The organism is Paraburkholderia fungorum (genome assembly GCF_902833645.1).
GTDB classification, from domain to species: Bacteria; Pseudomonadota; Gammaproteobacteria; order Burkholderiales; family Burkholderiaceae; genus Paraburkholderia; species Paraburkholderia fungorum.
Map to the genome: position 1 here is coordinate 221,959 of NZ_CADFGE010000006.1, position 22,905 is coordinate 244,863.

Genomic DNA, 22,905 nt, shown 5'->3' on the forward strand with positions numbered 1-22,905 from the left:
GTGCGGCTCAATCGCAGCGCGAAAGGCCCTCATTGCAGGGCCTTTTTCGTTGGTCCGCGCCCTATGTAGTGACGCCACTATAAAGCTATCTAACACGCATTCGGAGTGCCAAAAATGGCAGAGGTAAAGATCGGAGTAGGCGCGAACGTCGGTGGCGTTGACGCCGCCATTCAAAAGATCACGGCCAGCATGAACAAGCTGGGTGCGGCCGTCGCGCAGAATCAGAAGCAGAAGTTCGAGCCTGTCGATATGAAGCTGATGGCGCGCGATCTCGCGCTCATCAACAAGCAATTCCAGCAGACTCTCGCGCTCTCGTCTCAACTTCGCAATGCACTGAAGGCGACCGGCCAGTCAGGCGCGCACCTGTCGCAGATCGACTTTTCCAAGCTGTCCACGGACCCGCGTATTGCGCAGCGCATGAGGGACCGCGCTTTCCTGCACTCCGTACGCGGCACGGCGCTCGACCCGACCGTCTACAACGAGACCGACGCCAACGGCAACATCATTCCCCCGGCCCCCCCTGGCGGCGGTGCTGGCGGCGACTCGGGCGGCGGCGGTGGGTCCGGTAGTGGGCGTCGCCCTGGCCGGGGCGGTAGCGGCGGTTCTGGTGGCTCCGGTGGTGGAGGCGAAGAGGGCGGCTCGTGGTGGAAGCGCCGCCCGCAGAGTCTCGGCACGGCGACCGCGCTGGCGGCCGGCAACGGCATCGGCGGCCCGCTTGGCAACATCGTCACCGCAGGCATCGCGGGCGGCCCTATCGGTGCGCTCCTCGCTGGCGTTACCTCGACCATCGGCAAGGGCATGGAGTGGGCCGGGCAGGGCATGTATAAGGCCAAGGCCCGCAACGTTGACCTCGACACCCTGAAGCGCTCGATGGGCGATCTCGGCGTATCGTTTGGCGACCTGAGTGAGCAATCGTACAAGGCTGCGCGGGGCCTGGGCATTGCGAACGGCGAATTCGTCAAGCTCGAAGGGCAGGCGAACGCGGCAAGCGGTGGCGCGTATCACACTCCTGCCGAACTCTCGACTGCCACGCGCTCGGGCGCGGACCTCGGGCGCGCGTATGGTCTCGAACCGTCGCAGGGCGTCAACTTCGTGTCTGGTATGCAGCGCATCAACTCGCGCCAGAACAACAAGGAACTGGCTACCCAGCTTGCGGAAGCCATCGTCAATGCGCAGGGTAAGGCGACTCCTGGCGAGGTCATGCAGGAAATGCAAAACTTTTCTGCCTCGCAGAATCGGTTCAACGCTGTCAACCCGAATCTGAACGTGTTCGGCAACGCATACGGCTCAATGCTGACTGGCGATATGACGGCGGACCACGCCTCCTCGGTCCTCGGCACGGCCAACTCTTCCATGCAGCGGATGGGCGGCACAGAGGCGTCGAAAAACTTCCTGATGCAGCAGTTCGGCATGGACCCGATCCGCGCACAGCTTCGCGCAGAGGGCGGCCTGTTCTCAAACGGCCTGGACAACCGCGACGTTTCCGGCTTCATGTCACGCCGCGGCGTCAGTGACTGGGACAGCCAAAACAAGGGGCCCGCCGGGTCGAACCTCGCCGTCACCATGGAAGGCCTCGACAAGGCTTACTCCGGTCGCGGCCAGAACGGCGTGGAATTGGAGCTTGACGCTGTCAAGAATATGTTTGGCCTGAAGTCGCTCGGCGACGCAGCGAGCCTTGCGAACGCGAGCACGTCGGACCACAACGGCATTGACACGGTTCTGAAGAACGCCGGGGTCGGCGTTGGCGACGTGCGCGAGGGCGGGATGCAGGCAATCGCCGGTATCTCTAAGGCCGGTTCGTTTGACGACCTCGAAAAGCTCTACCGCACGGGACCGGACGCGATCCGCAGCCGCAAGGATATGCAGCCTGGCGACATCGCTGCGATGGACAAGGCCGAGCAAGGCGGCAAATTTCAGCAGATGCAAAATGAAATGGTGCGCGTGCTATCTGGCAAGGGTCAGGAGGATACGCAGGCCACGATTCAGCGCTCTATCGACTCGAACATCGAAAATATCAAGACGCAGATCGGCGAGCGCCTAGTGCCGTATTCGCAGAAGGCGATGGACGGCATTCTGTGGATGGCAAACAAACTCGGCGCGGGCATTGCGACCCCTGTCGATCCGAAATTTGTTGGACCTCAGAAGCCGACTGATAAGGGCTTGATTCAAGCGGTCGAAGACTCGTACGTGTCCCGCGTCAAAATGGACGGCATGCACACTGCGACGGGCAGCACGGCATGGGACAAGATCATTGATGCGGGCACGGGCATGTTTAACGCTGGGCGTCGCGCGATTGGCGACGCGCGCCTTGGTGGACTTGAGCAGCAATACGGCCTGCCCAAGGGGCTCCTCGATGGCGTGTGGGGCGCAGAAACGTCGTGGGGCGCGAATAACCGCACGTCTGGCGCGGGCGCCAAGGGCAACTTCCAAATGCTCGACGGCACGGCGAAGCAGTACGGAGTGGCGATTGGCAGCTTCGCCTCGGAGTCGGACGGCGCGGCGCGCATGTACCGCGACCTTCTGAAATTCAATCACGGCGACGTAGGCAAGGCGCTCGCCGGGTACAACTGGGGTCAAGGGAACCTCGACAAAGACATCAAGGCGCACGGTGACAAGTGGCTGAATTTCGCCCCGAAGGAAACGCGCGACTACATTGCGAAGATCGACCCGAAGTATCTCAAATCGGCGGGCGGTGGCAATGGTGGCGGTGGGTCCGACGTCGGTGGCGTGACCATCATCATTGAGCAGAACAACAGCACCAACATCGGCACCGTGCAAAAGTCGAAGAAGCTGTCCACCACGATTAATCTGCCGACCTCTTCTGGAGCGACGCAACGTGTTTCGTTGCCGGGCAACGACGTGAGTAACTGATCGATGCCCCGGTTGGCTACGGTTTGTTGGTATATGTCGGCCTCGTTTGCGAATCGTGTCGTGATGGATAGAATGAGGCTCATTGTTTGAGGTCATCCGCCTCGCGCTGTAGCAGCGCTTCAGCCCGCTCCAATCGCGGGCTTTTTTTCTTCCGTGCAGGGTGCTCGCAAACGGGCTCGTGACGAGAGTATAGGATAACCAAACATAGGAGTTATCATGTCGCAACCTACCGCATCTTCGCTGCTCGCCTCTACCGCCGATCTTGTTTCGCAGCATCTTGAAGAGATTGCCATTGGCCGCGGCACGACGACTGTTTCGGCGAGCGAGTTCTGTGAGCTAGTCGGCTACCGTCAATCGCTGCGCAACATTGGCGATAACGTAGAGGCGACGTTGCCGACGCCCCCGGCGTTCCTGGGTGCATAAGCCATGTCCGCAAACGTCCGCGTTGTAGTCAAAGACGCCAACGGAATTACGTTCGATCCGACTTCTTTGCCGCACTCGTTCACGTACGACGCGAATAACAACATGCTCACGGATACGTGCTTTGAGCAGGGTGCCGTGGTGCGGCAGAAAATATACACGTGGGAGGAGGGCGCCAATGGCGTCTGGCTGAAGGGGACCGAATCCGCGTGGATTAACGTGAACGAAGGATGGCGGGGCTAAGACGGGATCGCGCCTCGTTGGTTTGCGCCGCTATCCGCGCCTCAAACCATTCTCTTCGCTATGTCCCGCACGCAGTCGTCTAGCCTGCGCTTCACGTCCGCCTCATCCTCGCCGCTATTGAGTGCATCCCCTGCGGTGGTGCATTGAATTGCCAAGTACAGAAGCGCGGCCACCACCGGGTCGCCATCGCACTCGGCGGTGAGTTTCTTCAGGACATGCCATAAGCCGTACCACGACCGTTTGCTGATGGTTGGCGTGATGATGGCCGAGACCCGGCGCGCCTCTGCCTCAATGAGCGGTAGTGGGTCGCGCGGCCCGATGCCAGCGTGAAAGTCGGCCCGAGTGTCGAGGGCGAACTTGCAGAAATTCCTGACGAGTTCATTGATGATTGCCGGATCGCCGAGCGACGGCTTGTGGGCGACTTCGGCTTCTATCGTGTTCATCGCGGTTCCAGTCTCAAAATGAGGCAGCAAGAACAGAGGGTCACGCCTGCTTGTGCTCAGGTCCAGAAGTGCAAAAGCAGAGCAGGGCCGGGCACGATAGCCACGGCAGCTGCGGGCTGCAGGCGAGTCATCCGGTGCTCAAACGCGTCGAGCGGGCTCTGGTTCGCCTTCGTCGTCTTGCGGGCGGCTAGGGGCGGTTACGAGGTGATCTTAGCCGGCAACCGACCGTCGCGATCAATGATGGCGTATTCAAGAACCATGATGGACTGCGCGAGTATACGATCGATTTCGATGTCCTCGCCAAGTAGCGCGGCATGTGCTCGGCGCATATCGCTTAGCCAATCGTTAAGCGTGAGATCCGGCCGCGGAAAATACCAATCCCGGTAAATGCCGCGCAAGAATTTCCAAGTGGACGGATGAATTGTGGGCTGCATGGCAATCTCCCTTGATTGGCTGGTTGCTGCAGGCTGTTTCGGTCTCTCATCCCACGATAGCGCATGTCGGCGCCGCTCGTCCACGATTGCCCGGGTGTACGAGCTTCGCGAACCCGCGTGGGCGCTCAACATTGCTTAAGGCAGCCTAGCTGGTCGGGGCGACGCTCGACCGATGTTAGGCGTTCTGGCGGCAGCAGTTGGGTGTTTTTGGTTGTCCGCGGGAGAGTTGTAGGCATACTTCCGGGGAGCGGGGGCACGCCCAGGCGCCCGGCGATAGTGTTCGGATAGTCAGATCGGATAGGGGGAGCACATGGCTGGCGAGGGTTTCTCTCTCAAGTCGCGCGAGGAAGTGGTGCGCTTTGAAGAACTGCTGGATAAATATATGGTGGCAAGATCTATTTTTGCGCCGAGTCATATTTCGTTGGCAAGTGCGTTCGACCAGCTTCAAACGCGCCCGGATGGAATGCGTGTTTTTACAGCGCTATTTGATATACAAATTAACTTTTTCCTTCTCTTCTTGGACTCTCACTCTGTCGGCGTGACGTGGACCGAGGTTTTCGCTAAGGGAAAGCTCGAAGGGGGTTCTATTCTCGACTCCGAGGCGAAGTTTTTTGGAAAAATGGATGTCCATCGCTTTAATTCGGCGTATGTACTTCGTTATCGCGCCTTGTGGGACAAGCTGATGGGACTTATAGTATTGACGGAAGCTCCAGCAGAGTACGAGTCTTTCATGGGGGCGAGGAGCAGAAAAAAGGACTTTAGAAGAATCGCAGAAAAGCATCAAATCGCTAATGCGGAGTTCTTGGACTCGTTGGAAGGGTTGATTACGCGTTTCGACAATACATTTCGAACGTCGGAGGCTCACGGCACAGGCCGCCTGCGTAAGTATTCGCTAAGCATGGAGTCGATGGTTGATAATCCTCAGATAGAACTGATCGGATTTTGGAATGCGATGAACGGTTTTATTGCAGAGATTGGCAAGAAGTTCGGCAATGTGTCGAAGTCGTGAGCGACTGCACGATATTCTGGCGTTGTTGTTAGGCGGATACCTTGTTTCCACTTGAGGGTTGGGGGCGCTTATGAATATGAACGATATCCGCGAGGGGTACGGCGCGGAATTTATAGACTATCTCACTAACGAATTCGCCAAGCCGCTTGATGATCGGTCGGATTTGTTCACAAAAAATGACTTTCTCAATGAACTAAGGAAGGTGAGGGAGCATAATTACGAACCTTTGTATCTGGAAATGATTTTTGCATTGCACAATGTATTTCTATCTGGATTTAGAAAGGGACTTGGTCTTTATCAGTCGGCTATTGAAATTACCGAAGTGGAATTGGAGATTTACGAGAAGCACGTCGATATCCAAGATGGAATGATTAAATATCTTGAACGGCAACCCACCGAAAACGCGAAGAAAGCGAAAGAGGCGCAGGACTCCAAACTTGATCCGGTCCGTGAGTACGCTTGGAAGCTAGCGAATGAAAAACCTTATCCCAGCCGTCGGCAAGCAGTGTTGTCGATCAAAGAGGCTGTCCTCGCTTACGCAAAGTCTATTGAGGGCGTACGTTTAAGCCCTACCCAAGCGCAAACCACTATCGATGGCTGGCTCGCAAAGCGGGGTTTTGCACCTACCCCGCCTGCTGGCAAACGGGGTACGGCAGCGCGCAAAGATTCCCCGTCGTCAGCCTGACGCAGTATCTCTAGTTTTTCCCGCTCCCTATGATCTAGCCATTGCACAACGTTTCCCAAAAGGGCGACCAGCATGGCTACCAGGCGCGCACGTTTCCTCGCGCTGGTGCCGTGCACCGGCCAGCACAAGGTCTAACCCGGACGACGCGATAAGGAGCATTCGAATGAAAATCATTCTTATGAACAAGGCAGTCAATCTGGGCAACATGGGCGATATCGTGAAGGTCAGGGACGGCTACGCAAGTAACTTCCTGATCGCGAACAAGCAAGCTCGCCGCGCAACGAAGGAAGCCCTGGCTGAATTCGAAGTTCGCCGCGCTGAACTCGAAAAGATCGCCGCTGAAAAGCGGGCTGCTGCCCAAGCTCAAGGCGAAAAGCCGGCGGGCTCGACGGTTCAGATAGGGCTGCTGAAGCTGCTCGGCGACCACGCTGTTCGTATCTCGCTGCACACCGACATGCTCGTCGATGTGACGCTCGCAGTGGATACGTTTGCCGGATCTGGCGGGTTTCCGGACGGGCATGTCGCGGTGAGGCCTCGCGTCAAGGTGACTATCATGAAAGTCAGTGCAATTGGTCTTATCCTGATCGGACAGTTGTTGTTGGGCGTCGCTCCGCTTACGATTCCGAGTGTGGCGGCGCTTCTCTCGGTCTACTTTCCCGCCTTCAATATTCTTGAAGCGTCGCAGCCTTCGTTGGTGTCGAAACTGACGCCGCGCACCCGCAAGGGCGCGGTGGCCGGCGTGTACAACGCCACGCAGTCGATCAATCTTGCGCCGGGTGGGGCGACCGGCGGCTGGTTGCTGAAAGTGGACGGTCGTAGCACGGTTATTTTCACCTGCTCGGGGCTGGTGTTTTGCTGGCTTATAATCGCTGCAAGCATGAGCCGGTCACACCGCAAAGCGCAAAGGGACTGAGCCGGAAGATAGATTTTGAGCAGGCTTATCGCTCAAAAAGAAACGGCGCGAGTGATCGCGCCGTCTCAAATGGGGAAGGGACTTCGCCCACGTCCGTGGAAAGATTCGGGCGGGTCCCTTCGAATCACGTACCTCTTTGGAAAGGCACATGACTACAGCAAACTTGTGTTACCTGCTTCTAGCAGCGCATTATTTCAGCATCGGAGCGGTGTATGTGTTCGCCGCGCTGAATAGTCATACATGACTCAGACGAGCCATATATGGCTAGATTAGCACAGTGATGCGCGCGACGTGAACGGCGGTCGAAAAGGCTTGCTCCGCAATTCGATGCCGAACACCAGGCGGAAATTCAAGGCCCACGTGTTTTGTGGGCTTTTTTTTCGAATTGGCGGCTTGCTGCCAAGCGCGGACCTAGGTGCGGATGCTGCGGCAGGACGGCGGACAGTCAAGGCAGGAATCGCTGGTTATAAAAGGGGATTCGCGGGTTCGCCGGTCGCGTACCTATGTGGGAGAAGCGGCGCCAGTATGGGTTTTTGCAGTATGGGCTGGCGTATGGGTATCGTCTAAAGGCCTTGTCCAGTAGCTCGGTAACGCCCTTGCATCATCAGCGTGCAGTCGGATGACAAAGGGTTCCATTCCGCGGCGGAAGTGCTACACCGGTGCTACGAGCTTTGCAGGTCCAGCCGATAACCCTACTGGCAATGCTCTTCAGCTTGATTGTTCCCATCCATCATGGGTGCGACGGACACGCGGCGCGGACTGGGAGTTTGAGCTGAAGACATGGGACGGCCAGACGGCTTGAATCAAAATCCGATTTTACCGCAACGCGTAAGACTTCCCGGCGCCGGGTTGCACGGTCTGCACCCCATTCGCGCTTCAGCCGTCCCCGCAGTGCCCAGAAAAGCGACGTCGCGCCTTGCAACGCGCCAGTCGCTTTTTGTTCAGACCGGCCTGGTCGGTTGGTTGGCCGGATCGGTGTATCGGCAGCCGTCGAATACTGCCAGGTGGCGGGCGGGGTGATGCCGCTGTCGACGGGCGCATGAGCACCGCACCCGTACAGTCTTTCGGTCCGCGCTTTCGCGGAGCCGGCACGTCCTGAACACCTCAAAATCCCGGACATGGTGATCGCTTTCCCGCGCGTCGGCGATGTGCCGTGCGGTCTGGATCCACTAGATCGAGCCGGCCGACCAGAACAGAAATTCAGGAGCGGTTCGTAGTGCCGAGTATCCGCCGGCTTCAGGTCGAAAGCGGTAGGAGGACCGCAGGGAGGGATGAGGCGACGGCGTTGCGGGTGAGCGAGCAGGGGCTGCCTGTTCCCTGAAAAGCGCGAGCTGGCCAGCTCGCGCATCGACATCGATTCACACAGGGCAAGCAAGGCAATCAGAGCATTATGGTCGCCCCGGGCACCCCGGCCGACGCACTCCGCTGCGTGACAAAGGCACGGCCGGTGGTGTCAATGCCCGTGACCGCCCTGAGCGCCACCGCTGCTCCACGCACTGCCGCCACCGCCGTGGCCGCCGCCCCCGCCGTGCCAGCCACCGCCGCCGCCCCCGTGCCAGCCACCGCCATGCCAGCCACCGCCATGCCATCCGCCGTCATGCCAGTAGCCCCCGTGTCCATGGTAGTAACAGCACGAGCCGCCCCAGCCACCCCAGATGTCGACCGAGCCGTAAGCCGGTCCGTATGGACCGTAGGCATAACCGTAGCCGGGGTAGTAGTAAGGGTAGGCGTAGTCGTATCCCGGGGCGACCGCGCACCCGGTGAGACTTGCCGCCACAGCCAGCAGCGCGACTGATGCAATAAGCCTGCTCACGATTTTCTCCCGCCTCCTCGTATAAGAATCAGAAAGACGGCGTGCCCCGGAGTTCAGCGGGATTTGTGTCCGCGCATTACGGCTGGCGCGCGCCACGCCGCCGCCACAAGGCCGCCGTGGCGATCTGATGCCATAGCGGCCGCGCGTTGCAGCAAGCTTCAGAAGATGACCGAATCACCGCCCTGTAACACTTCGTTAAATATTCGAAAAGAAACTGTAGGGCGCGCCTGATACTTTCGCGTCAGACAATTCCCTCTTTGAATCCAGAGCAGGTTTGTGCCGACACTGGACGAAGAAGAACGTACCCCACACTGCCGGGCTGTCTGATGCGAAGCCTGCAAGAAACTGGCCGTTAATGAAGCACGACCCACAGCCTGCGACCGCCCCGGAATGGTGCGCCGAAGGCGACGCCTGCGTCGCTCGCGGCGAACTCCAGGCGGCACTCCACTGTTTTGAAGCGGCGCGCGCGCTCGATCCCGCCAACGGCGCCGTCAATGAGCGCCTCGCGGGAACGCTCGCCGTGCTGAACCGTTTTTCCGAAGCCGTGGTGCGCTATCACGAGGGCATTGCGCTCGATCCGCTGAACACCAATTTGCGTCATGGGCTCGGCTGGTCGCTCGAGCAGATGCATCGGCTTGAGCAGGCCGTCGACGCCTACCGCGAAGCCGTGCGGCTGAATCCGCAAGCCGATGGCTCGTACAACAACATGGGCAACTGCCTGCAGGCGCTCGGCCGTTTTGACGAATCGCACGAAGCCTATCGCCGCGCGATCGAAGCCGCTCCGCAGGTGCCGCTGTACTACCGCAACTTCGTGCAATCCAAGCGTCTGAGTGCCGACGATCCGGTGTTCGCCGCGCTCGAGCGATTCGCGCACAATGTCGCTTCGCTCACGCCGGCGGATCAGGCCGAACTGCACTTCGCGTATGGTCAGGCGCTGTCCGATGTGGGCCGCAACGATGCATCGTTCGATCATTTCCTGAAAGGCAACGCGTTGCACCGCGCCGGCGTGCGTTATGACGAAGCCGCGGCGCTCGGTCTGTTCGCGCATTTGCCCGAGCTCCTGACTGCGGAGGTGCTGGCGGCCAAACACGGGCTGGGCGATCCGTCGGCCGCGCCGATTTTTATTGTCGGTATGCCGCGCTCCGGCTCCACCCTGATCGAACAGATTCTCGCGAGCCATCCGCAGGTTCTCGGCATGGGCGAGCGTACGGACTTCGGCGAGGCGCTGGTGAATTGCATCGGCCGCGATTCAGACGACCCGTTGCGTATCGATATCGAAGCGTTGCAGGGCGTCGGGGCCGCACAATTGCGCGCGCTCGGCGCCGACTATCTGCGCCGCATGCACGCGCCGCAACTGGAAATGCAAGGCTCGGCATCGGGAGGCTACACGCGCTTCACCGACAAGTATCCGTTCAATTTCATCAACGTCGGCCTGATCCATCTGGCACTGCCGAACGCGCGCTTCATTCACAGCAGCCGGTCACCGTTGCAAAGTTGTCTGTCGATTTTTTCACGAATTTTCCACGACGTACCATTCAGCTACGATCTCGGTGAACTGGGCCGCTACTACCGCGCCTACGACGCGCTGATGGCGCATTGGCAACGCGTGTTGCCCGAAGGCACGATGATCGAAGTCAAATACGAAGAGCTGGTCGAGGACCTCGAAGGCAATGTCCGGCGTTTGCTTGCGCATTGCGGACTCGACTGGGACGAGCGCTGCCTGTCGTTTCACCAGACCGAGCGGCAGGTGAATACGGCAAGCGCGGCGCAGGTGCGCCGCCCGATCTACAAGACCTCGGTGCGGCGCTGGCAGCCGCGCGAGGCGCTGCTGCAACCCTTGCTTGACGGTTTGGGACCGGACCTGGCGCCGGCCGGCAGCTTCGGCGCGCCGGCGGCGAATGCCGCGGCACCGGCAACGGATAGGGAGCGTAAGTCATGAGCACGACCCGCGGCGCCGTCATATGGATGACCGGTCTGTCCGGCGCCGGTAAATCGACCTTGGCCGACGCGTTGCACCGGCGTCTGAAAGCGGCGGGACATGCTTCGATCGTGCTCGACGGCGACGTGCTGCGGCGCGGCCTGACCGCTGACCTCGGCTTCACTCCCGAAGACCGCGCCGAAAATCTGCGGCGCGTCGCGCACGTCGCGGCGCTGTTCATGCAACAAGGCTTCGTCGCGATGGCCGCGGTGATTTCGCCCGAGCATGAGCATCGGCGCATGGCTCGCGAGATCGTGGGCGACGGGTTCGTCGAAGTGTTCGTGAATGCGCCGCTGACGGTGTGCGAGGCACGCGATGTCAAAGGCCTCTACGCGCGTGCGCGGCGCGGCGAGATCCCCAATTTCACCGGCATTTCCGGGCCGTACGATGTGCCGCTCGAACCCGATCTGATGATCGAATCCGATCGGGTGTCGATCGACGAGGCGGTAGACCGCCTGCTCGTGCATCTGGTCGCCATGGGTTGCCTGACGAGAGAGAGCGGGCTTGGCAGGCCGCGCCTCGCGAAATAACGGGCGCGCCGTCCGTATCGCGTGCCGGCTGCGCAAATTTTTCACCCGGCGGCGGGCATTTCGCTATACCTTTTCGGCTACTCGTGGACTGAAAGGGTGATGCGTCGATGCCGACATTGTCGATAAGAAAAATAACGCCGAACGTCGAAGCGCTGGTTCTGGCCGCCGATCTGGCCGGCACGGTTGTCTTCGCGATCGAGGGCGCGCTCAGCGCGATGCGCGGCGGTCTCGATCTGCTGGGTGTGATGGTGATCTCGTTTGTCGCGGCGCTTGGCGGCGGTGTGATCCGCGATCTGCTGATCGGCGATTCACCGCCCAACGCGATACGCGACTGGCGTTACCCGGCGTTGACGTCCGCCACCGGCCTGCTCACCTTCGTTTTCCATTCCACTGTCCAGCAATTTCCTGCCGCGCTGATCGCCGTGCTCGATGCAGCCGGCCTCGCGCTGTTTGCCGTGGCGGGCGTCGAGAAAGCGCTGCTGTTCCGCATCCGCCCGTTTATCGCGATGCTGATGGGCACCGTCACGGGCGTGGGCGGCGGTGTGATCCGCGATGTGCTGATGGCGCGCGTGCCGCTCGTGCTGCACGCCGACATCTATGCGACCGCGGCCTTCGCGGGGGCTTTCGTCGTGGTGGTGGCGCGGCGCGCCGGCTTGCCGCCTGGCGTCGCGGCGTGCTTCATCTTGCGCGTGCTTGCCGTCACCTACGGCTGGCATCTGCCGAAGGCGTCGCTCTCAGCGCTTGCGTAAAGGCTCGATCAGCGACGACAGACCGTTGTGATCGATCTCGTGCATCAGGGCCAGCAGACGGCCGATTTCTCCCGGTGGAAAGCCCTGACTCGCGAACCAGTTCAGATAGTGGCCCGGCAGATCCGCGATCAGCCGGCCTTTGTATTTTCCGTAGGGCATCACGCGCGTGACCAGCAGTTCGAGGTGTTCGGGATTCATCGCAGATGGGTTGACGCAGCGTTCGTTGAGCGCGCCGGTGTGAGCGGCTGCTGAAGCAGTATTTTAGCCGCGCTGCAGGCATTGCGCGGGCATGGTAACGTCGGCGCTTTCCGTTTTCACACACAACAGGACAGGTTCGATGGAATACCGCAGACTCGGCGATTCGGATGTGAAGGTTAGCCTGATTGGTCTCGGCACCATGACGTGGGGCGAGCAGAACACCGAGCAGGAAGCGCACGCACAGATCGATTACGCGCTCGACCATGGCGTCAATCTGATCGACGCCGCGGAAATGTACCCGGTGCCGCCGCGTCCCGAGACGCAAGGTTCGACCGAGCGCTATATCGGCACATGGATCGCGCAGCATCGCGGCGCGCGCGAGAAGATCGTGCTGGCCACCAAGATCGCCGGCCCGGCGCGTCAACCGCACAACCCGCGCCATATTCGCGGCGAGGGCAACCAGTTCGACCGCAAGAATCTGACCGAAGCGCTGAACGGCAGTCTCGCGCGTCTGCAAACGGACTACGTCGATCTGTACCAGTTGCACTGGCCGGATCGCAGCACGATGACATTCGGCCGTCCCGCCTATCCGTGGGTCGACGACGCGTATACGGTGCCGATCGAAGAAACGCTGTCGGTGCTCGCCGAGTTCGTCAAGGCTGGCAAGATTCGCCATATCGGCGTGTCGAACGAAACGCCCTGGGGTGTCGCGCAGTTTCTGCGCGCGGCCGAAAAGCTCGGCTTGCCGCGCATTGTCAGTATCCAGAATCCGTATAGCCTGTTGAACCGCACGTACGAAGCGGGTCTGTCCGAGTATGCGCATCGCGACAACATCGGCCTGCTGGCGTATTCGCCGCTGGCCTTTGGCTGGCTGTCGGGCAAGTATGAAGGCGGCGCGCGTCCGGCAGGCGCCCGCATTTCGCTGTTCGAGCGCTTTCAGCGTTACAGCAAGCCGCAAGCGGTCCAGGCCACCACGCGCTACGTGGAACTGGCGAAGCGTCATGGCCTGTCGCCCGCGCAGTTCGCGCTGGCCTTCGTCAATAGCCGGCCGTTCCTGACGAGCAATCTGATTGGCGCGACCTCGCTCGATCAACTGAAGGAAAATATCGCCAGCGCCGACCTGAAGCTTTCGCCGGAAGTGCTCGCGGAGATCGACAAGCTGCATGAACTGCAGCCCAATCCTGCACCTTGAGGTAGTTGGCGAGGCGGGCAAGGCGGATTGATCTGTCTTGCCCGCCTCGGCGTGTCTGAACTTATCTCTGCTTGTTTCACGTCGCCTCGCCTCGCCTCAAGCCCTCCGCGAACTCCCTCCAGCTCACTGCAAGCCGCTCAGCGGATCTTCAGCTTCGCGCGCACCGCATAGAGCGCCGACAAACTCACCACCGCGCAGAACATCAGATAGAAACCGGGCGCGAGCTTGTTGCCGCTCGCGTCGATCAGCCAGGTAATCACGAAGGGCGCAAAGCCGCCGAACACCGTTACGCCGATGTTGTAGCTGGTCGCGAGACCGGTTGCGCGCGTTTGCGTCGGGAAAATCTCCGACATCAGCGCGGGCAGCGCGCCAAAGTACGCCGCCTTCAATGCGCCGATCCAGAGCAAGGCCAGCAGCATCGTGGCGAACGACGGATGCGCGTTCATATAGATGAAGGTCGGATAGACCGTCAGCAGCATCAGCGTCGCGGCAACCGCCATGATGCGGATCCGTCCCGCGCTATCGGACAGGTGGCCGGCGAACGGCGTCAGCACGGTGAGCACGATGCCCGTCGCGAGCGTGGCCGCGAAACCGGTCGAGGCAGGCAGGTGCAACTGCTTGATCGCGTAAGTCGGCATGTACAGGATCATGTAGTTGGCCGCGGTCGAGATCACCAGCGAGCCGATCGCGAGCAGCATTCGGACCTTCTGCGTGCCGAACAGATCGCGCAGCGGCGTGCGCGTTTTGGGCTCCGTGCTGAACTCGGCGCCTTCGTCCACGTAGCGGCGAATATAGAAGCCGACCGGGCCGATCACGAGGCCGAATAGAAACGGAATGCGCCAGCCCCAGGATTCGAGTTGCGCTGCCGTGAGCTGACTCGTCAGCAAGGCGCCGAAGCCGGAGGCGAGCAGTGTCGCGAGCCCCTGGCTGGCGAACTGCCAGCTGCCCATGAAACCGCGCCGCTGCGGGGCGTGTTCGACCAGAAACGCGGTGGACGCACCGAACTCGCCACCCGCCGAGAATCCCTGCACCAGCCGCGACAGCATGATGCCGGCCGGCGCCCACAAACCGATGGCGGCATACGGCGGCATCACGGCGATCGTCAACGTGCCGATCATCATCAAGCCGATCGACAGCAGCAGCGATGCCTTGCGGCCCGCGCGATCCGCGAGCGAGCCGAGCACGAGTCCGCCAAGCGGGCGGATCAGATACGAGATGCCGAAGGTGCCGAGCGTGAGCATCAGCGAGATCGCTTCGGTACGCGCCGGGAAGAACAGCTTCGCGATCGTGACCGCGAAAAAGCCGTAGACGACGAGGTCGAACCATTCAAGCGCATTGCCGATCGACGCCGCGAGAATGATGCGATGGACCTTCGCGGCGGATGGACGCGCGGCGCTGGCTTGCAAGGTGGACGTGATCATCGTGAGCGTGCCTCGTAGCGGATGCGGCTGGCAATGAACCGCGGGTGAAGTGCGAGTGATCAGGGGATGAGCGGCGAAGGTGCTGCGTTGCTCGCTCAAGCCGAGGCTTCTGGACGCATTGAGTTCGAGCGCGGCGCGTTCTCGCCCAGATCCCAGAACAGTCCCGCCATGATCTGCAGACCCTCGCGCACCACCGGCCCGAGCAGATGCTCGTTCGGCGCGTGCTGCGAGCAAGCGGGGTACGAATGCGGCACCCAGATGGTCGGCAGGCCGAGCGTGTCGGCGAAGACTTCGTTGGGCAGCGTGCCGCCGAGATTCGGAAGGACGGCCGTTTTCTTGCCGGTGGTCTGTTCGAGCGAGGCGATGGCCCAGGTCACCCATGGGTCGTCGGGATTCAGACGGGTGGCCGGCGCACCGCGCTCGACGCCGATCTCGACCAGCGAAAAGCCATGCGCGTCCAGATGGGCGCGCAGATGCTGCGCCAGGTTTTCCCAGTCGGTGCCGACCACGAAGCGCAACTGGCAGTGGGCGAACGCCGATGACGGAATGGCATTGACCGGATTCTCGGGATTGCCCGCCTTGAAGGCCAGCACTTCGAAGCTGTTCCAGCCGAACACGCGTTCTGGCGGCGTGAGACCGGGCTCGCCCCAGTTGTCGTCGACGGCCGGATCGCCCGGGCCGCCGCCTACCGTGATATCGGCCAGGGCGCGGCGCACCGCCTCCGGAATCGGCGGCGGACGCAAGCCGTCGACTGCGATCACGCCGCGCGCATCGACCAGACTGGCGAGTGCGTTCGCCAGCACGGTGGCCGGGTTGCGCAACAGGCCGCCCCAATTGCCCGAGTGATGCGCGCCGTCGCGCAGATTCAGCGAGAGTTTGAAGTTCACCGAGCCGCGCGAGCCGAGGAAGACGGTGGGGCGGCGTGCCGCGAGGCGCGGGCCGTCGGACGCGATCAGCACGTCGGCGGCCAGTTCCTGCTTGTGCTGGTGGCAGATCGCGTCGAGTCCTGGCGAGCCGGTTTCCTCGCCCATCTCGATCAGCAATTTCGCGTTGAAGCCGAGCTTGCCGCCGCGCGCGGCCAGCACGCTCGCGAGCGCGGCGAGATTGATGGAGTGCTGGCCTTTGTTGTCGGCGGTGCCGCGGCCGTACCAGCGTTCGCCTTCGACGGTCACGGCCCAAGGCGTCAGCGGCGCGCGCCACTGGCTGTCGTAGCCGCGCACGACGTCGCCGTGGCCATAGATCAGTACGGTAGGCAGGCGCTCGTCTTCGTGACGATGGGCGACCAGGAACGGCCCGAACCCCGGTGCCGGGTTATCGACGATGCGGGTGCTAAAGCCGAGTCCTTCGACTTCCGGCGCGATTTCGTCGCTCAAGTACGAAAGCAGCGTGGCGGCACGGTCGCTTTCCTGGCTCTCGGTGCGAAAGCCGACGCGACGGTTGAGGTTCTCAAGAAAGGCGCCGGATTCGAAATGATGCGTGGCGTGTTCGATGGCCTGATTGCGGCTCATGTTTGTCTCTCTCCGATGCGGGGTGCGGGGGATGGCGGCGACGCGGCGCCTGGTGCGGCACGGTTCTCGATTCGCGGCCATCAGCTTCGAAACGATTCTAGGAGGCCGTTATTTTTGTCACAATGATCGTGTTTCGAAACTTGCATTGCCGAAAAGGCAAAGCTGAATCTCTTCACACACGGCTGCACACGTTCGTGCGTACCTTTGCTCAAGGCAACCTTCATGGCACTTTCATTGCACGGCATCGCATTGCGCTATTTTGTGGAAGTGGCGCGTACGGGCTCGATTAGCGACGCGTCCGCGCGGCTGCATGTGGCTGTTTCGGCGATCAGCCGGCAGATCGCGCGGCTTGAAAGCGATCTCGGCGTCGCGCTGTTCGAGCGGCGGCCGCGTGGCATGTCGCTCTCCGAGGCGGGTGAGCGGCTGCTTGCCTATGCGCAGCGCAGCCTGCTGGAGGCGGAGCATGTGATGAAGGAGATCGGCGGCCTCGAGGCATTGCACGGCAGCATGATCAAGGTCGCGAGTTCAGAGGGGTTTGCGGCGGATTTTTTGCCCAGTGCAATGGCGGCGTTCCGCGGCCAGTACCCGGGGATCGACTTCACGCTCTCCGTGATGCCGCCGGGCGAGGCGACCCGACGGGTGCGCGATGGCGACGCCGATCTCGCGCTGACCTTCAGTCTCGCGCCGGAGAAGGGCGTCAAGGTCGAGCACACCGAGCGCGCGCCGGTGCTGGCGCTGCTGCACGCCGACCATCCCCTGGCGGCGCGCGCGCGGGTGTCGCTGGCCGACCTGCGGCGCTATCCGCTGGTGCTGCCGGAGCCTGGTACGACGATCCGGCAACTGATCGACATTACCTGTGCGCTTGAAGGCGTGCTGCTCGAACCGGATCTCATCAGCAACAATAGCGGGGCGATGTACCGTTACGCGCAGAAGTCCGGGGCGATCATGTTCACGGGGCTGCTATCGGTGCGCGACCGTTACGCCGGCGACGGCTTCGTCGCGATACCGCTGACGCACCCGCAGATGCGTCAGCGCAGCATCCAGGTGCAAACCATGGCCGGCCGGGAGTTGCCGCCGTCGGTCAAGGCGTTCCGCGACCATCTGATTGCTGAGATCGGCGGCGCGAAGCCGACGGATGCTGCGACGCCGAAGCCTGCCCGAAAGCGTGGCAAGGCGCATTGAAAGGCAAATCTCCCTGCCGGACGGCGATTGGCGACCTAAACTGTGGTGACGGGGCGGCCCGGTGGGCTTTCAAGGCATGGCTGGCAATGCTGCGGCTCGCACCAGTGGTAGGATTCAGCCCGAAAAACGGAGAGCGGTACGTGACGAATCGGCGTGCCGTGAATAACAGAGCGATAGGAATCAGGACATCGAATGGCGCAACAAAAAACCAACCCAAAACTTGAGCAGGCGCTGACGCGCGGGGATCTCGCAATTCGCCAGGCCAACTCGGCGCGGGCCACAGCGTTGCTACGCGCGCTGGGCAAGATGATCATTGAGGCGTCCGCGACGATCGGGGTGGAGGCATTCACGCTGATTCCGGACGGCGACAAGATTTACGATCCTACCGATGGGCTTTGGCCGCAGGAGTTGCTGGTTTCGCTCGACGGTCCTGTCGAGGAAGCGGATCCGGATGAAGTTCGCACGGTGCGGTTGATTGCCGATGATCCGGGCACGGTGTTCAGGGTTGAATGGCAGCGTGCCGATGGGAAGATCGGGCGTCAGGATGGGGGGCCGTTTGCAACGGTGGCTTTTATTTCTGATGTGGATATTCCCTGGACGGATGATGAGGATTGAGGGGTGGGGTTTTGCCTGCTCGGCGGTTGTGGGTTTTTTGGCGTTGCCGTGGTGGGGGTTTGGTTCTGTTGTTGGTCTTTTGGCCTTTCCTTGATTTGTTAGTGGTCTATTAGCGTTGCCCCTGTGCGGGGCGGCACCTACTTTTCTTTGCCGGCCGCAAAGAAAAGTAGGCAAAAGAAAGCGGCTCAAACCGCTAATTTTTAAGCGGGTCCCCCGCGCAGCCACGGTAGTGGTGCATCTGGAATCCGTGCCCCCGCACACTCCGCGCCGTTGACACAGGGCTCATCAGCTCCCACTCCGCACTGCGTGCGTCGCGGACGGGTCTGCCAGGGAAACCAGCGGCTTCGCTTCGCGCAGCGGGAGCCGTCGGCTTCGCCTTGGCGAGATGCTCCCACTCCGGTTGGCGAACTGCTTCAAAGGAAATGTCGTGCGTTACATTCGCGGTGCGATCGCGATCGCGCTCGCGGCCGCGTTTGTGCTTGCAGCAGCGATGCAACCACGAGTCGGGGAACGGACCAAACCGCGGAAGCGCAAGTCCGGCGGGCGGTGTTTTGAACAGGGTATCGGCGCGCGCAGCGCCGCCGGAGGTATGACTCCTTTGTCACTGACGCTGAATGTGCGAGGCGACAGATTCCAGATGCACCACTGTCGCTACTGCGCGGGGGACCCGCTTAAGAATTAGCGGTGTGAGCCGCTTTCTTTGCTTATCTTTCTTTGCGGCGGCAAAGAAAGTAAGTGCCGCCCCGCACAGGGGCAACGCTAATAGACCACTACCAAATCAAGGAAAGGCCAAAAAGACCAGCAACAGACTAGAGACAACCACCACAGCAAGGAAAGGCCAAAATTCCAGCCCAAGGAAACCCAACCCGCCAAAGGCAAACCAGATAAACCAAGCGCCGCGCAGGCAAAAAAAACCTCAAACAGCAACCTCCCGCCCACCCCCCATCACCGACATAACAAAATCAAAAAAAGCCCTAACCTTAGCCGGCGGCCGATGCCGCGAAGGATAAAGCGCATACACCGGATGAACCTCATCCTTCCAGTCAGGAAACAGCTCAACCAGCTTGCCATTGGCAAGCAACGACTCAACACCAAGCGCAAGCACCTGCGCGATCCCCTGGCCCGCAGCACACACACTGTGCAACGTGCCAACGTCATTCACCATCAAACGCCCCTGCGGGGTAATCGCAATCTTCTTGCGCCCGCGATGAAACTCCCAACTGAACGGGTAACCCGTCAACGGATTGCGAAACTTGATGCACACATGCTTGCCGTTTTCGAGCTCGGCCGGACTAGCCGGATGACCATGCTTCTTAAGATACGACGGCGCGGCCACCGTCATAATCCGCGTGTCGATCAGCTTGCGTGAAATCAGCGTTGAAACCGGCGGTTCGCCGAAACGAATCGCAAGGTCGAACCCATCAGCAACCATATCGCCTAACTGGTCGCGCGTGATCAACTCGAGTTGCAGATCGGGATGCCTGTCGATAAAGCCGCCGAGCCTCGGCCCCAGCACGAGACGCGAAAACAATGGATCCATGCTCACCCGCAAACGTCCGCGAACCGCAGTCGCACCTTGCGCCGCCGTAGCAGCCGCTTCCTCGAGCCCACCGAGTAGCGGAACGATCTGTTCGTAAAATCGCCGGCCTTCGTCAGTCAGCACGACCGAGCGCGTGGTGCGGTCGAACAACCGGATGCCAAGGCGTGTTTCAAGCCGTGCAACCGAACGGCTGACCCCGGATTGCGACATATCGAGTGCTTCGCCAGCCGCCGCAAAACTGCCGCAGTCGACGATCGCCGTCAGCACGCCCATGCCGTTCAGCATGCGCTCGTCAAATGGCATGTGATATTCCCTTGTTATGCATTAATGCCCGACATGCTAACGCGAAATATCGTTTGAATTCAGACGCCGGTATCGGGAGACCCAGGCTTTCCCAACGCATCGATGACGCTGCATCATGAGTGGAATAACCGTCACGCTATCGCGTCACGCAAGCGTCCAGCGCCGATCCGAATGCGTCGGGCCGATGCACGGTGGAATGCGGATTTCGTCATGCGTTATGAATATTCACGCCGATCAACGGAGAACGCGATCAGGCCGTAAGTTTTTATTATCGATTTTGCCGATCTATCGAATATTGCCGCCACCGCAATGCTGGCGGCGCCCGTTTGAATGAAACCGCGACGGTTTTTCCGGCATCCGCGTGCGGGATCGGGCCACGTTGCTCAGCGTCCCGCGCCCTGAGTCGCTCGCCCACGCACCTCGCGCGTGACGGGCGCTTCGTCGAGATGGCGGAATATCCATGCTGACACCAGCGTGATGACGCCCACGCACACGAAGCTCAGGCGAAACCCGAGCGCGGCCGATCCCCATTGCGCCGAGAACAGATTCACGAGGCCGCCGCCGATCGAGACGCCCAGCCCGATCGCCAGCATCTGCACCATCGAAAAAAGGCTGTTGCCGCTGCCGGCGTCTTCATGCGAGAGACCCTTGAGCGTGACGCTGTTCATCGCCGCGAATTGCATGGAGTTGGCGCCGCCGAACACCGCCAGAATCACAATCCCGACGATCAGCGGCGTACCGCGCGTGATCAATGCGAGCGCAACGATCGACGAGCCCACGATCACCGTGTTGACGAGCAGAAAGGTGTCATAGCCATAGCGGCGCACGAGCGGTGCAATCCAGCGCTTGGTGAGGGTGCCGGCCAGCGCGGCGGGCAGCATCATCAGGCCGGAATGCAGCGGCGTATAACCGAGCTGCAATTGCAGCAGCAAGGGCACGAGGAACGGCACGGCGCTTGAGCCGATGCGGCATACCAGGTTGCCGATCAGACCGACGCTGAAATTCGGTTCGCGAAAGAGCGCAAGTTTGAAGAGCGGATTGCTGCGTCGCCTCGCATGCGGAATGTAGGCGAGCGCGCTCACCACAGCGAGCGCGAAGAGGCCGGCCGACCATGCCAGGCGATGCGACGGCACCGGCGCGTCGACGGCCAGCGAAAACGCGATCATGCACAGCGACAGCAGCCCACAACCGACAAAGTCGAACGGCGGCGCCTGCGTCTCCCCATGCGCCGGTAAAAATCGCTGCACCGCATAAAGGCCCAATGCGCCGATCGGCACGTTGATCAGGAAAATCCAGTGCCAGGTAATGGCCTGAACGAACCAGCCGCCGAGCGTTGGGCCCGCGATCGGCCCCAACTGGCCGGCAATCGAAATGAACGCGAGCGCCGATACGTATTGCTCGCTCGAGACGCTGCGCAGCACGGCGAGCCGCCCGATCGGCAACAGCATCGAACCGCCCAGTCCTTGCAGGACCCGCGCGAGCACCAGCTGGCCGAGCGTATGCGCGCTCGCGCAACAGAGCGATCCGAGCACGAAGATGAGAATCGCCGCGAAGTACACGCGCCGCGTGCCGAAGCGATCGGCGAGCCAGCCCGACGCGGGCGTGAGCATCGCCATTGTCAGCGTGTAGGCGACCACGATCGGTTGCATCGCGAGCGGCGCGACGTGCAGACTCCTGGCAATCGACGGTAGCGCGGTGTTGACGATCGTCGTGTCGAGCGACTGCATGAAAAAGCCGGCGGCGACGATCCAGAGTAGCGCGGTCTGAGCGGAATCCTTGTTCATATCCAAATGAGCGTTAGGGCGCTGCCGGGGACAGATCGGCGCCCGTGCTCGAAACAATCGTTGGCGGGATAGCGTCATGGTATTGACATCCCTGTCAATCGGGAACCCCACTGGGGACGTTGACTGTTATCGACATTGCCGATAACCAGGCTCACAATGATTTATGCTCAATCCCATCTGGCTCAAGACCTTCACCACCGTCGCCGCCTGTCATAGCTTCACCGAGGCGGGGCGGCAACTGGATCTCACGCAATCGAGCGTCAGCGAACATATCCGCCGGCTCGAAGAGAGCGTGGGGCGGCGCCTGTTCGTGCGCGACACCCATTCGCTCGCCATGACCCCGGACGGCGAGGCCATGCTCGCGCACGCCAGCGTGATCCTGCAGGCGCTCGCGCGGGCCGAGTCGCAGTTTCGTGCGCCGCGTTTAAAAGGGCGGGTGCGGCTCGGCTCTTCGGACGACGTCGCGCTCGGGCCGCTGCCCACGGTGCTGGCGGCATTTCGCGACGCGCATCCCGACGTCGAACTGGAAATCACCATCGGCATGACCGGCAAGCTGTATGAGTTGCTGGACGCCGGTTCGATCGATCTGCTGGTCGGTAAGCGGCGGCTGGGCGATCGCCGTGGCGTGCCGCTTTTCACGGGGCGGCTGGAGTGGCTGGCGCGCACCGGTACGCTGGTTGATCTGAGTCAGCCGTTGCCGCTGATTCTGGTCGCGGAGCCGAGCGTGACGCGCGCCGTGGTGCTCGATGCGCTCGCCGAAGCCGGTTTTAGCTGGCAGGTGGTGTGCACAAGCAGCAGTCATTCGGGCTGTATTGCGGCCGCGCGCGGCGGTCTCGGGATAACCGTGCGTCCGCAGTACCTGGCCGCCCGGGGCCTGACGCCGCCGCTCAACGCGGCCAGTCTGCCGACGCTGCCCTCGGTGGAATTTATCGCGCTGGCCGCCAGACGGCTGAGCCGTCCGGCAGGCACGTTGCTGCAATTGCTGTACGACAGCGACTTACGTGGGTCGTGGATTGGTGAATGAAGCCGGGCGGGCAGCGCCTGAGTGAATGACCTGACCCGCGGCGCCGTTCC

20 protein-coding genes and 2 pseudogenes are annotated in these 22,905 nt (G+C 61.3%); 14 read left to right on the forward strand and 8 right to left on the reverse strand.

Annotated elements, in window-relative coordinates; genetic code table 11:
* Positions 1-114: 114 nt before the first annotated feature.
* From HWX91_RS20290 to HWX91_RS20300, 3 genes are all read left to right on the forward strand, one after another.
* Positions 115-2,871 (forward strand): lytic transglycosylase domain-containing protein, encoded by a 2,757-nt coding sequence (locus HWX91_RS20290; protein WP_028198212.1) that lies wholly within the window; start codon positions 115-117, stop codon positions 2,869-2,871.
* Between the two features lie 216 nt (positions 2,872-3,087).
* Positions 3,088-3,294, forward strand: a complete 207-nt coding sequence (locus tag HWX91_RS20295; protein WP_028198213.1) for a hypothetical protein — start codon at positions 3,088-3,090, stop codon at positions 3,292-3,294.
* A gap of 3 nt (positions 3,295-3,297) precedes the next feature.
* A complete protein-coding gene (locus HWX91_RS20300) occupies positions 3,298-3,534 on the forward strand; it encodes a hypothetical protein (protein ID WP_028198214.1) in 237 nt (78 codons plus the stop codon).
* 41 nt (positions 3,535-3,575) lie between these two features.
* On the opposite strand, the gene HWX91_RS20305 is transcribed toward HWX91_RS20300, so the two are convergent.
* Both HWX91_RS20305 and HWX91_RS20310 read right to left on the reverse strand, forming a co-directional pair.
* Positions 3,576-3,977 carry a hypothetical protein gene (locus HWX91_RS20305; RefSeq protein ID WP_028198215.1) on the reverse strand — a complete coding sequence of 134 codons (402 nt, stop codon included), beginning with the start codon at positions 3,975-3,977 and terminating at the stop codon, positions 3,576-3,578.
* Positions 3,978-4,174: 197 nt separating this feature from the next.
* Positions 4,175-4,411, reverse strand: a complete 237-nt coding sequence (locus tag HWX91_RS20310; protein ID WP_028198216.1) for a hypothetical protein — start codon at positions 4,409-4,411, stop codon at positions 4,175-4,177.
* Between the two features lie 310 nt (positions 4,412-4,721).
* Here HWX91_RS20310 and HWX91_RS20315 point away from each other — a divergent pair, with 310 nt between their 5' ends.
* The 4 genes and pseudogenes from HWX91_RS20315 to HWX91_RS20330 all read left to right on the forward strand — a co-directional run.
* Positions 4,722-5,420 (forward strand): hypothetical protein, encoded by a 699-nt coding sequence (locus tag HWX91_RS20315; RefSeq protein WP_028198217.1) that lies wholly within the window; start codon positions 4,722-4,724, stop codon positions 5,418-5,420.
* A gap of 70 nt (positions 5,421-5,490) precedes the next feature.
* Positions 5,491-6,105 carry a hypothetical protein gene (locus HWX91_RS20320; protein ID WP_052660788.1) on the forward strand — a complete coding sequence of 205 codons (615 nt, stop codon included), beginning with the start codon at positions 5,491-5,493 and terminating at the stop codon, positions 6,103-6,105.
* Positions 6,106-6,268: 163 nt separating this feature from the next.
* A pseudogene (rplI, locus tag HWX91_RS20325) lies at positions 6,269-6,586 on the forward strand (50S ribosomal protein L9); the annotation flags it as partial.
* 87 nt (positions 6,587-6,673) lie between these two features.
* Positions 6,674-7,018: pseudogene (locus tag HWX91_RS20330) on the forward strand (MFS transporter); the annotation flags it as partial.
* Positions 7,019-8,471: 1,453 nt separating this feature from the next.
* Here HWX91_RS20330 and HWX91_RS20335 read toward each other — a convergent pair.
* Positions 8,472-8,831, reverse strand: coding sequence for a hypothetical protein (locus HWX91_RS20335; RefSeq protein ID WP_081833175.1), 360 nt, complete (start codon positions 8,829-8,831; stop codon positions 8,472-8,474).
* Between the two features lie 355 nt (positions 8,832-9,186).
* On the opposite strand from HWX91_RS20335, the gene HWX91_RS20340 reads away from it, so the two are divergent.
* The 3 genes from HWX91_RS20340 to HWX91_RS20350 all read left to right on the forward strand — a co-directional run bounded on the left by HWX91_RS20340 (position 9,187) and on the right by HWX91_RS20350 (position 12,088).
* Positions 9,187-10,770, forward strand: coding sequence for a tetratricopeptide repeat-containing sulfotransferase family protein (locus tag HWX91_RS20340; RefSeq protein WP_028198219.1), 1,584 nt, complete (start codon positions 9,187-9,189; stop codon positions 10,768-10,770).
* Positions 10,767-11,339 carry an adenylyl-sulfate kinase gene (gene cysC / locus HWX91_RS20345; RefSeq protein ID WP_028198220.1) on the forward strand — a complete coding sequence of 191 codons (573 nt, stop codon included), beginning with the start codon at positions 10,767-10,769 and terminating at the stop codon, positions 11,337-11,339. The genes HWX91_RS20340 and cysC overlap by 4 nt, the downstream gene beginning before the upstream one ends.
* Positions 11,340-11,446: 107 nt before the next feature.
* The gene (locus HWX91_RS20350) at positions 11,447-12,088 is read left to right on the forward strand and encodes a trimeric intracellular cation channel family protein (protein WP_174459553.1); all 642 of its coding nucleotides are present in this window, start codon (positions 11,447-11,449) and stop codon (positions 12,086-12,088) included.
* On the opposite strand, the gene HWX91_RS20355 is transcribed toward HWX91_RS20350, so the two are convergent.
* Positions 12,074-12,286 (reverse strand): DUF3820 family protein, encoded by a 213-nt coding sequence (locus HWX91_RS20355; RefSeq protein ID WP_006048800.1) that lies wholly within the window; start codon positions 12,284-12,286, stop codon positions 12,074-12,076. The genes HWX91_RS20350 and HWX91_RS20355 overlap by 15 nt on opposite strands.
* A 139-nt stretch (positions 12,287-12,425) precedes the next feature.
* Here HWX91_RS20355 and HWX91_RS20360 point away from each other — a divergent pair, with 139 nt between their 5' ends.
* On the forward strand, positions 12,426-13,478 hold the full coding sequence (locus HWX91_RS20360; protein ID WP_028198222.1) for an NADP(H)-dependent aldo-keto reductase: 1,053 nt from the start codon (positions 12,426-12,428) through the stop codon (positions 13,476-13,478).
* A gap of 137 nt (positions 13,479-13,615) precedes the next feature.
* Here the strand turns inward: HWX91_RS20360 and HWX91_RS20365 are convergent, their stop codons facing one another.
* Together HWX91_RS20365 and HWX91_RS20370 are read right to left on the reverse strand one after the other, a co-directional pair.
* Positions 13,616-14,899: an MFS transporter gene (locus tag HWX91_RS20365; RefSeq protein WP_028198223.1), complete on the reverse strand. Its 1,284-nt coding sequence runs from the start codon at positions 14,897-14,899 to the stop codon at positions 13,616-13,618.
* A 95-nt stretch (positions 14,900-14,994) separates the two neighbouring features.
* Positions 14,995-16,407: a M20 family metallopeptidase gene (locus tag HWX91_RS20370; RefSeq protein ID WP_028198224.1), complete on the reverse strand. Its 1,413-nt coding sequence runs from the start codon at positions 16,405-16,407 to the stop codon at positions 14,995-14,997.
* A 222-nt stretch (positions 16,408-16,629) separates the two neighbouring features.
* Here HWX91_RS20370 and HWX91_RS20375 point away from each other — a divergent pair, with 222 nt between their 5' ends.
* Both HWX91_RS20375 and HWX91_RS20380 read left to right on the forward strand, forming a co-directional pair.
* Positions 16,630-17,589 carry a LysR family transcriptional regulator gene (locus HWX91_RS20375; RefSeq protein ID WP_028198225.1) on the forward strand — a complete coding sequence of 320 codons (960 nt, stop codon included), beginning with the start codon at positions 16,630-16,632 and terminating at the stop codon, positions 17,587-17,589.
* Positions 17,590-17,781: 192 nt separating this feature from the next.
* Positions 17,782-18,204, forward strand: coding sequence for a hypothetical protein (locus tag HWX91_RS20380; protein ID WP_028198226.1), 423 nt, complete (start codon positions 17,782-17,784; stop codon positions 18,202-18,204).
* 916 nt (positions 18,205-19,120) lie between these two features.
* On the opposite strand, the gene HWX91_RS20385 is transcribed toward HWX91_RS20380, so the two are convergent.
* Together HWX91_RS20385 and HWX91_RS20390 are read right to left on the reverse strand one after the other, a co-directional pair.
* The gene (locus HWX91_RS20385) at positions 19,121-20,047 is read right to left on the reverse strand and encodes a LysR family transcriptional regulator (RefSeq protein ID WP_028198610.1); all 927 of its coding nucleotides are present in this window, start codon (positions 20,045-20,047) and stop codon (positions 19,121-19,123) included.
* A 383-nt stretch (positions 20,048-20,430) separates the two neighbouring features.
* Positions 20,431-21,831 carry a DHA2 family efflux MFS transporter permease subunit gene (locus HWX91_RS20390; RefSeq protein WP_028198611.1) on the reverse strand — a complete coding sequence of 467 codons (1,401 nt, stop codon included), beginning with the start codon at positions 21,829-21,831 and terminating at the stop codon, positions 20,431-20,433.
* Positions 21,832-21,994: 163 nt separating this feature from the next.
* On the opposite strand from HWX91_RS20390, the gene HWX91_RS20395 reads away from it, so the two are divergent.
* Complete coding sequence (locus HWX91_RS20395; protein WP_028198612.1) at positions 21,995-22,855, forward strand: LysR family transcriptional regulator; 861 nt, start codon at positions 21,995-21,997, stop codon at positions 22,853-22,855.
* The last annotated feature ends 50 nt before the right edge of the window (positions 22,856-22,905 follow it).

Coding starts and splice junctions, on each gene's coding strand:
- HWX91_RS20305 (WP_028198215.1), bottom strand. CDS start 3,977: ATGAACACGATAGAAGCCGAAGTCGCCCACAAGCCGTCGCTCGGCGAT.
- HWX91_RS20295 (WP_028198213.1), top strand. CDS start 3,088: ATGTCGCAACCTACCGCATCTTCGCTGCTCGCCTCTACCGCCGATCTT.
- HWX91_RS20375 (WP_028198225.1), top strand. CDS start 16,630: ATGGCACTTTCATTGCACGGCATCGCATTGCGCTATTTTGTGGAAGTG.
- HWX91_RS20360 (WP_028198222.1), top strand. CDS start 12,426: ATGGAATACCGCAGACTCGGCGATTCGGATGTGAAGGTTAGCCTGATT.
- HWX91_RS20290 (WP_028198212.1), top strand. CDS start 115: ATGGCAGAGGTAAAGATCGGAGTAGGCGCGAACGTCGGTGGCGTTGAC.
- HWX91_RS20315 (WP_028198217.1), top strand. CDS start 4,722: ATGGCTGGCGAGGGTTTCTCTCTCAAGTCGCGCGAGGAAGTGGTGCGC.
- cysC (WP_028198220.1), top strand. CDS start 10,767: ATGAGCACGACCCGCGGCGCCGTCATATGGATGACCGGTCTGTCCGGC.
- HWX91_RS20355 (WP_006048800.1), bottom strand. CDS start 12,286: ATGAATCCCGAACACCTCGAACTGCTGGTCACGCGCGTGATGCCCTAC.
- HWX91_RS20385 (WP_028198610.1), bottom strand. CDS start 20,047: ATGCCATTTGACGAGCGCATGCTGAACGGCATGGGCGTGCTGACGGCG.
- HWX91_RS20380 (WP_028198226.1), top strand. CDS start 17,782: ATGGCGCAACAAAAAACCAACCCAAAACTTGAGCAGGCGCTGACGCGC.
- HWX91_RS20395 (WP_028198612.1), top strand. CDS start 21,995: ATGCTCAATCCCATCTGGCTCAAGACCTTCACCACCGTCGCCGCCTGT.
- HWX91_RS20320 (WP_052660788.1), top strand. CDS start 5,491: ATGAATATGAACGATATCCGCGAGGGGTACGGCGCGGAATTTATAGAC.
- HWX91_RS20390 (WP_028198611.1), bottom strand. CDS start 21,831: ATGAACAAGGATTCCGCTCAGACCGCGCTACTCTGGATCGTCGCCGCC.
- HWX91_RS20370 (WP_028198224.1), bottom strand. CDS start 16,407: ATGAGCCGCAATCAGGCCATCGAACACGCCACGCATCATTTCGAATCC.
- HWX91_RS20310 (WP_028198216.1), bottom strand. CDS start 4,411: ATGCAGCCCACAATTCATCCGTCCACTTGGAAATTCTTGCGCGGCATT.
- HWX91_RS20300 (WP_028198214.1), top strand. CDS start 3,298: ATGTCCGCAAACGTCCGCGTTGTAGTCAAAGACGCCAACGGAATTACG.
- HWX91_RS20350 (WP_174459553.1), top strand. CDS start 11,447: ATGCCGACATTGTCGATAAGAAAAATAACGCCGAACGTCGAAGCGCTG.
- HWX91_RS20340 (WP_028198219.1), top strand. CDS start 9,187: ATGAAGCACGACCCACAGCCTGCGACCGCCCCGGAATGGTGCGCCGAA.
- HWX91_RS20365 (WP_028198223.1), bottom strand. CDS start 14,899: ATGATCACGTCCACCTTGCAAGCCAGCGCCGCGCGTCCATCCGCCGCG.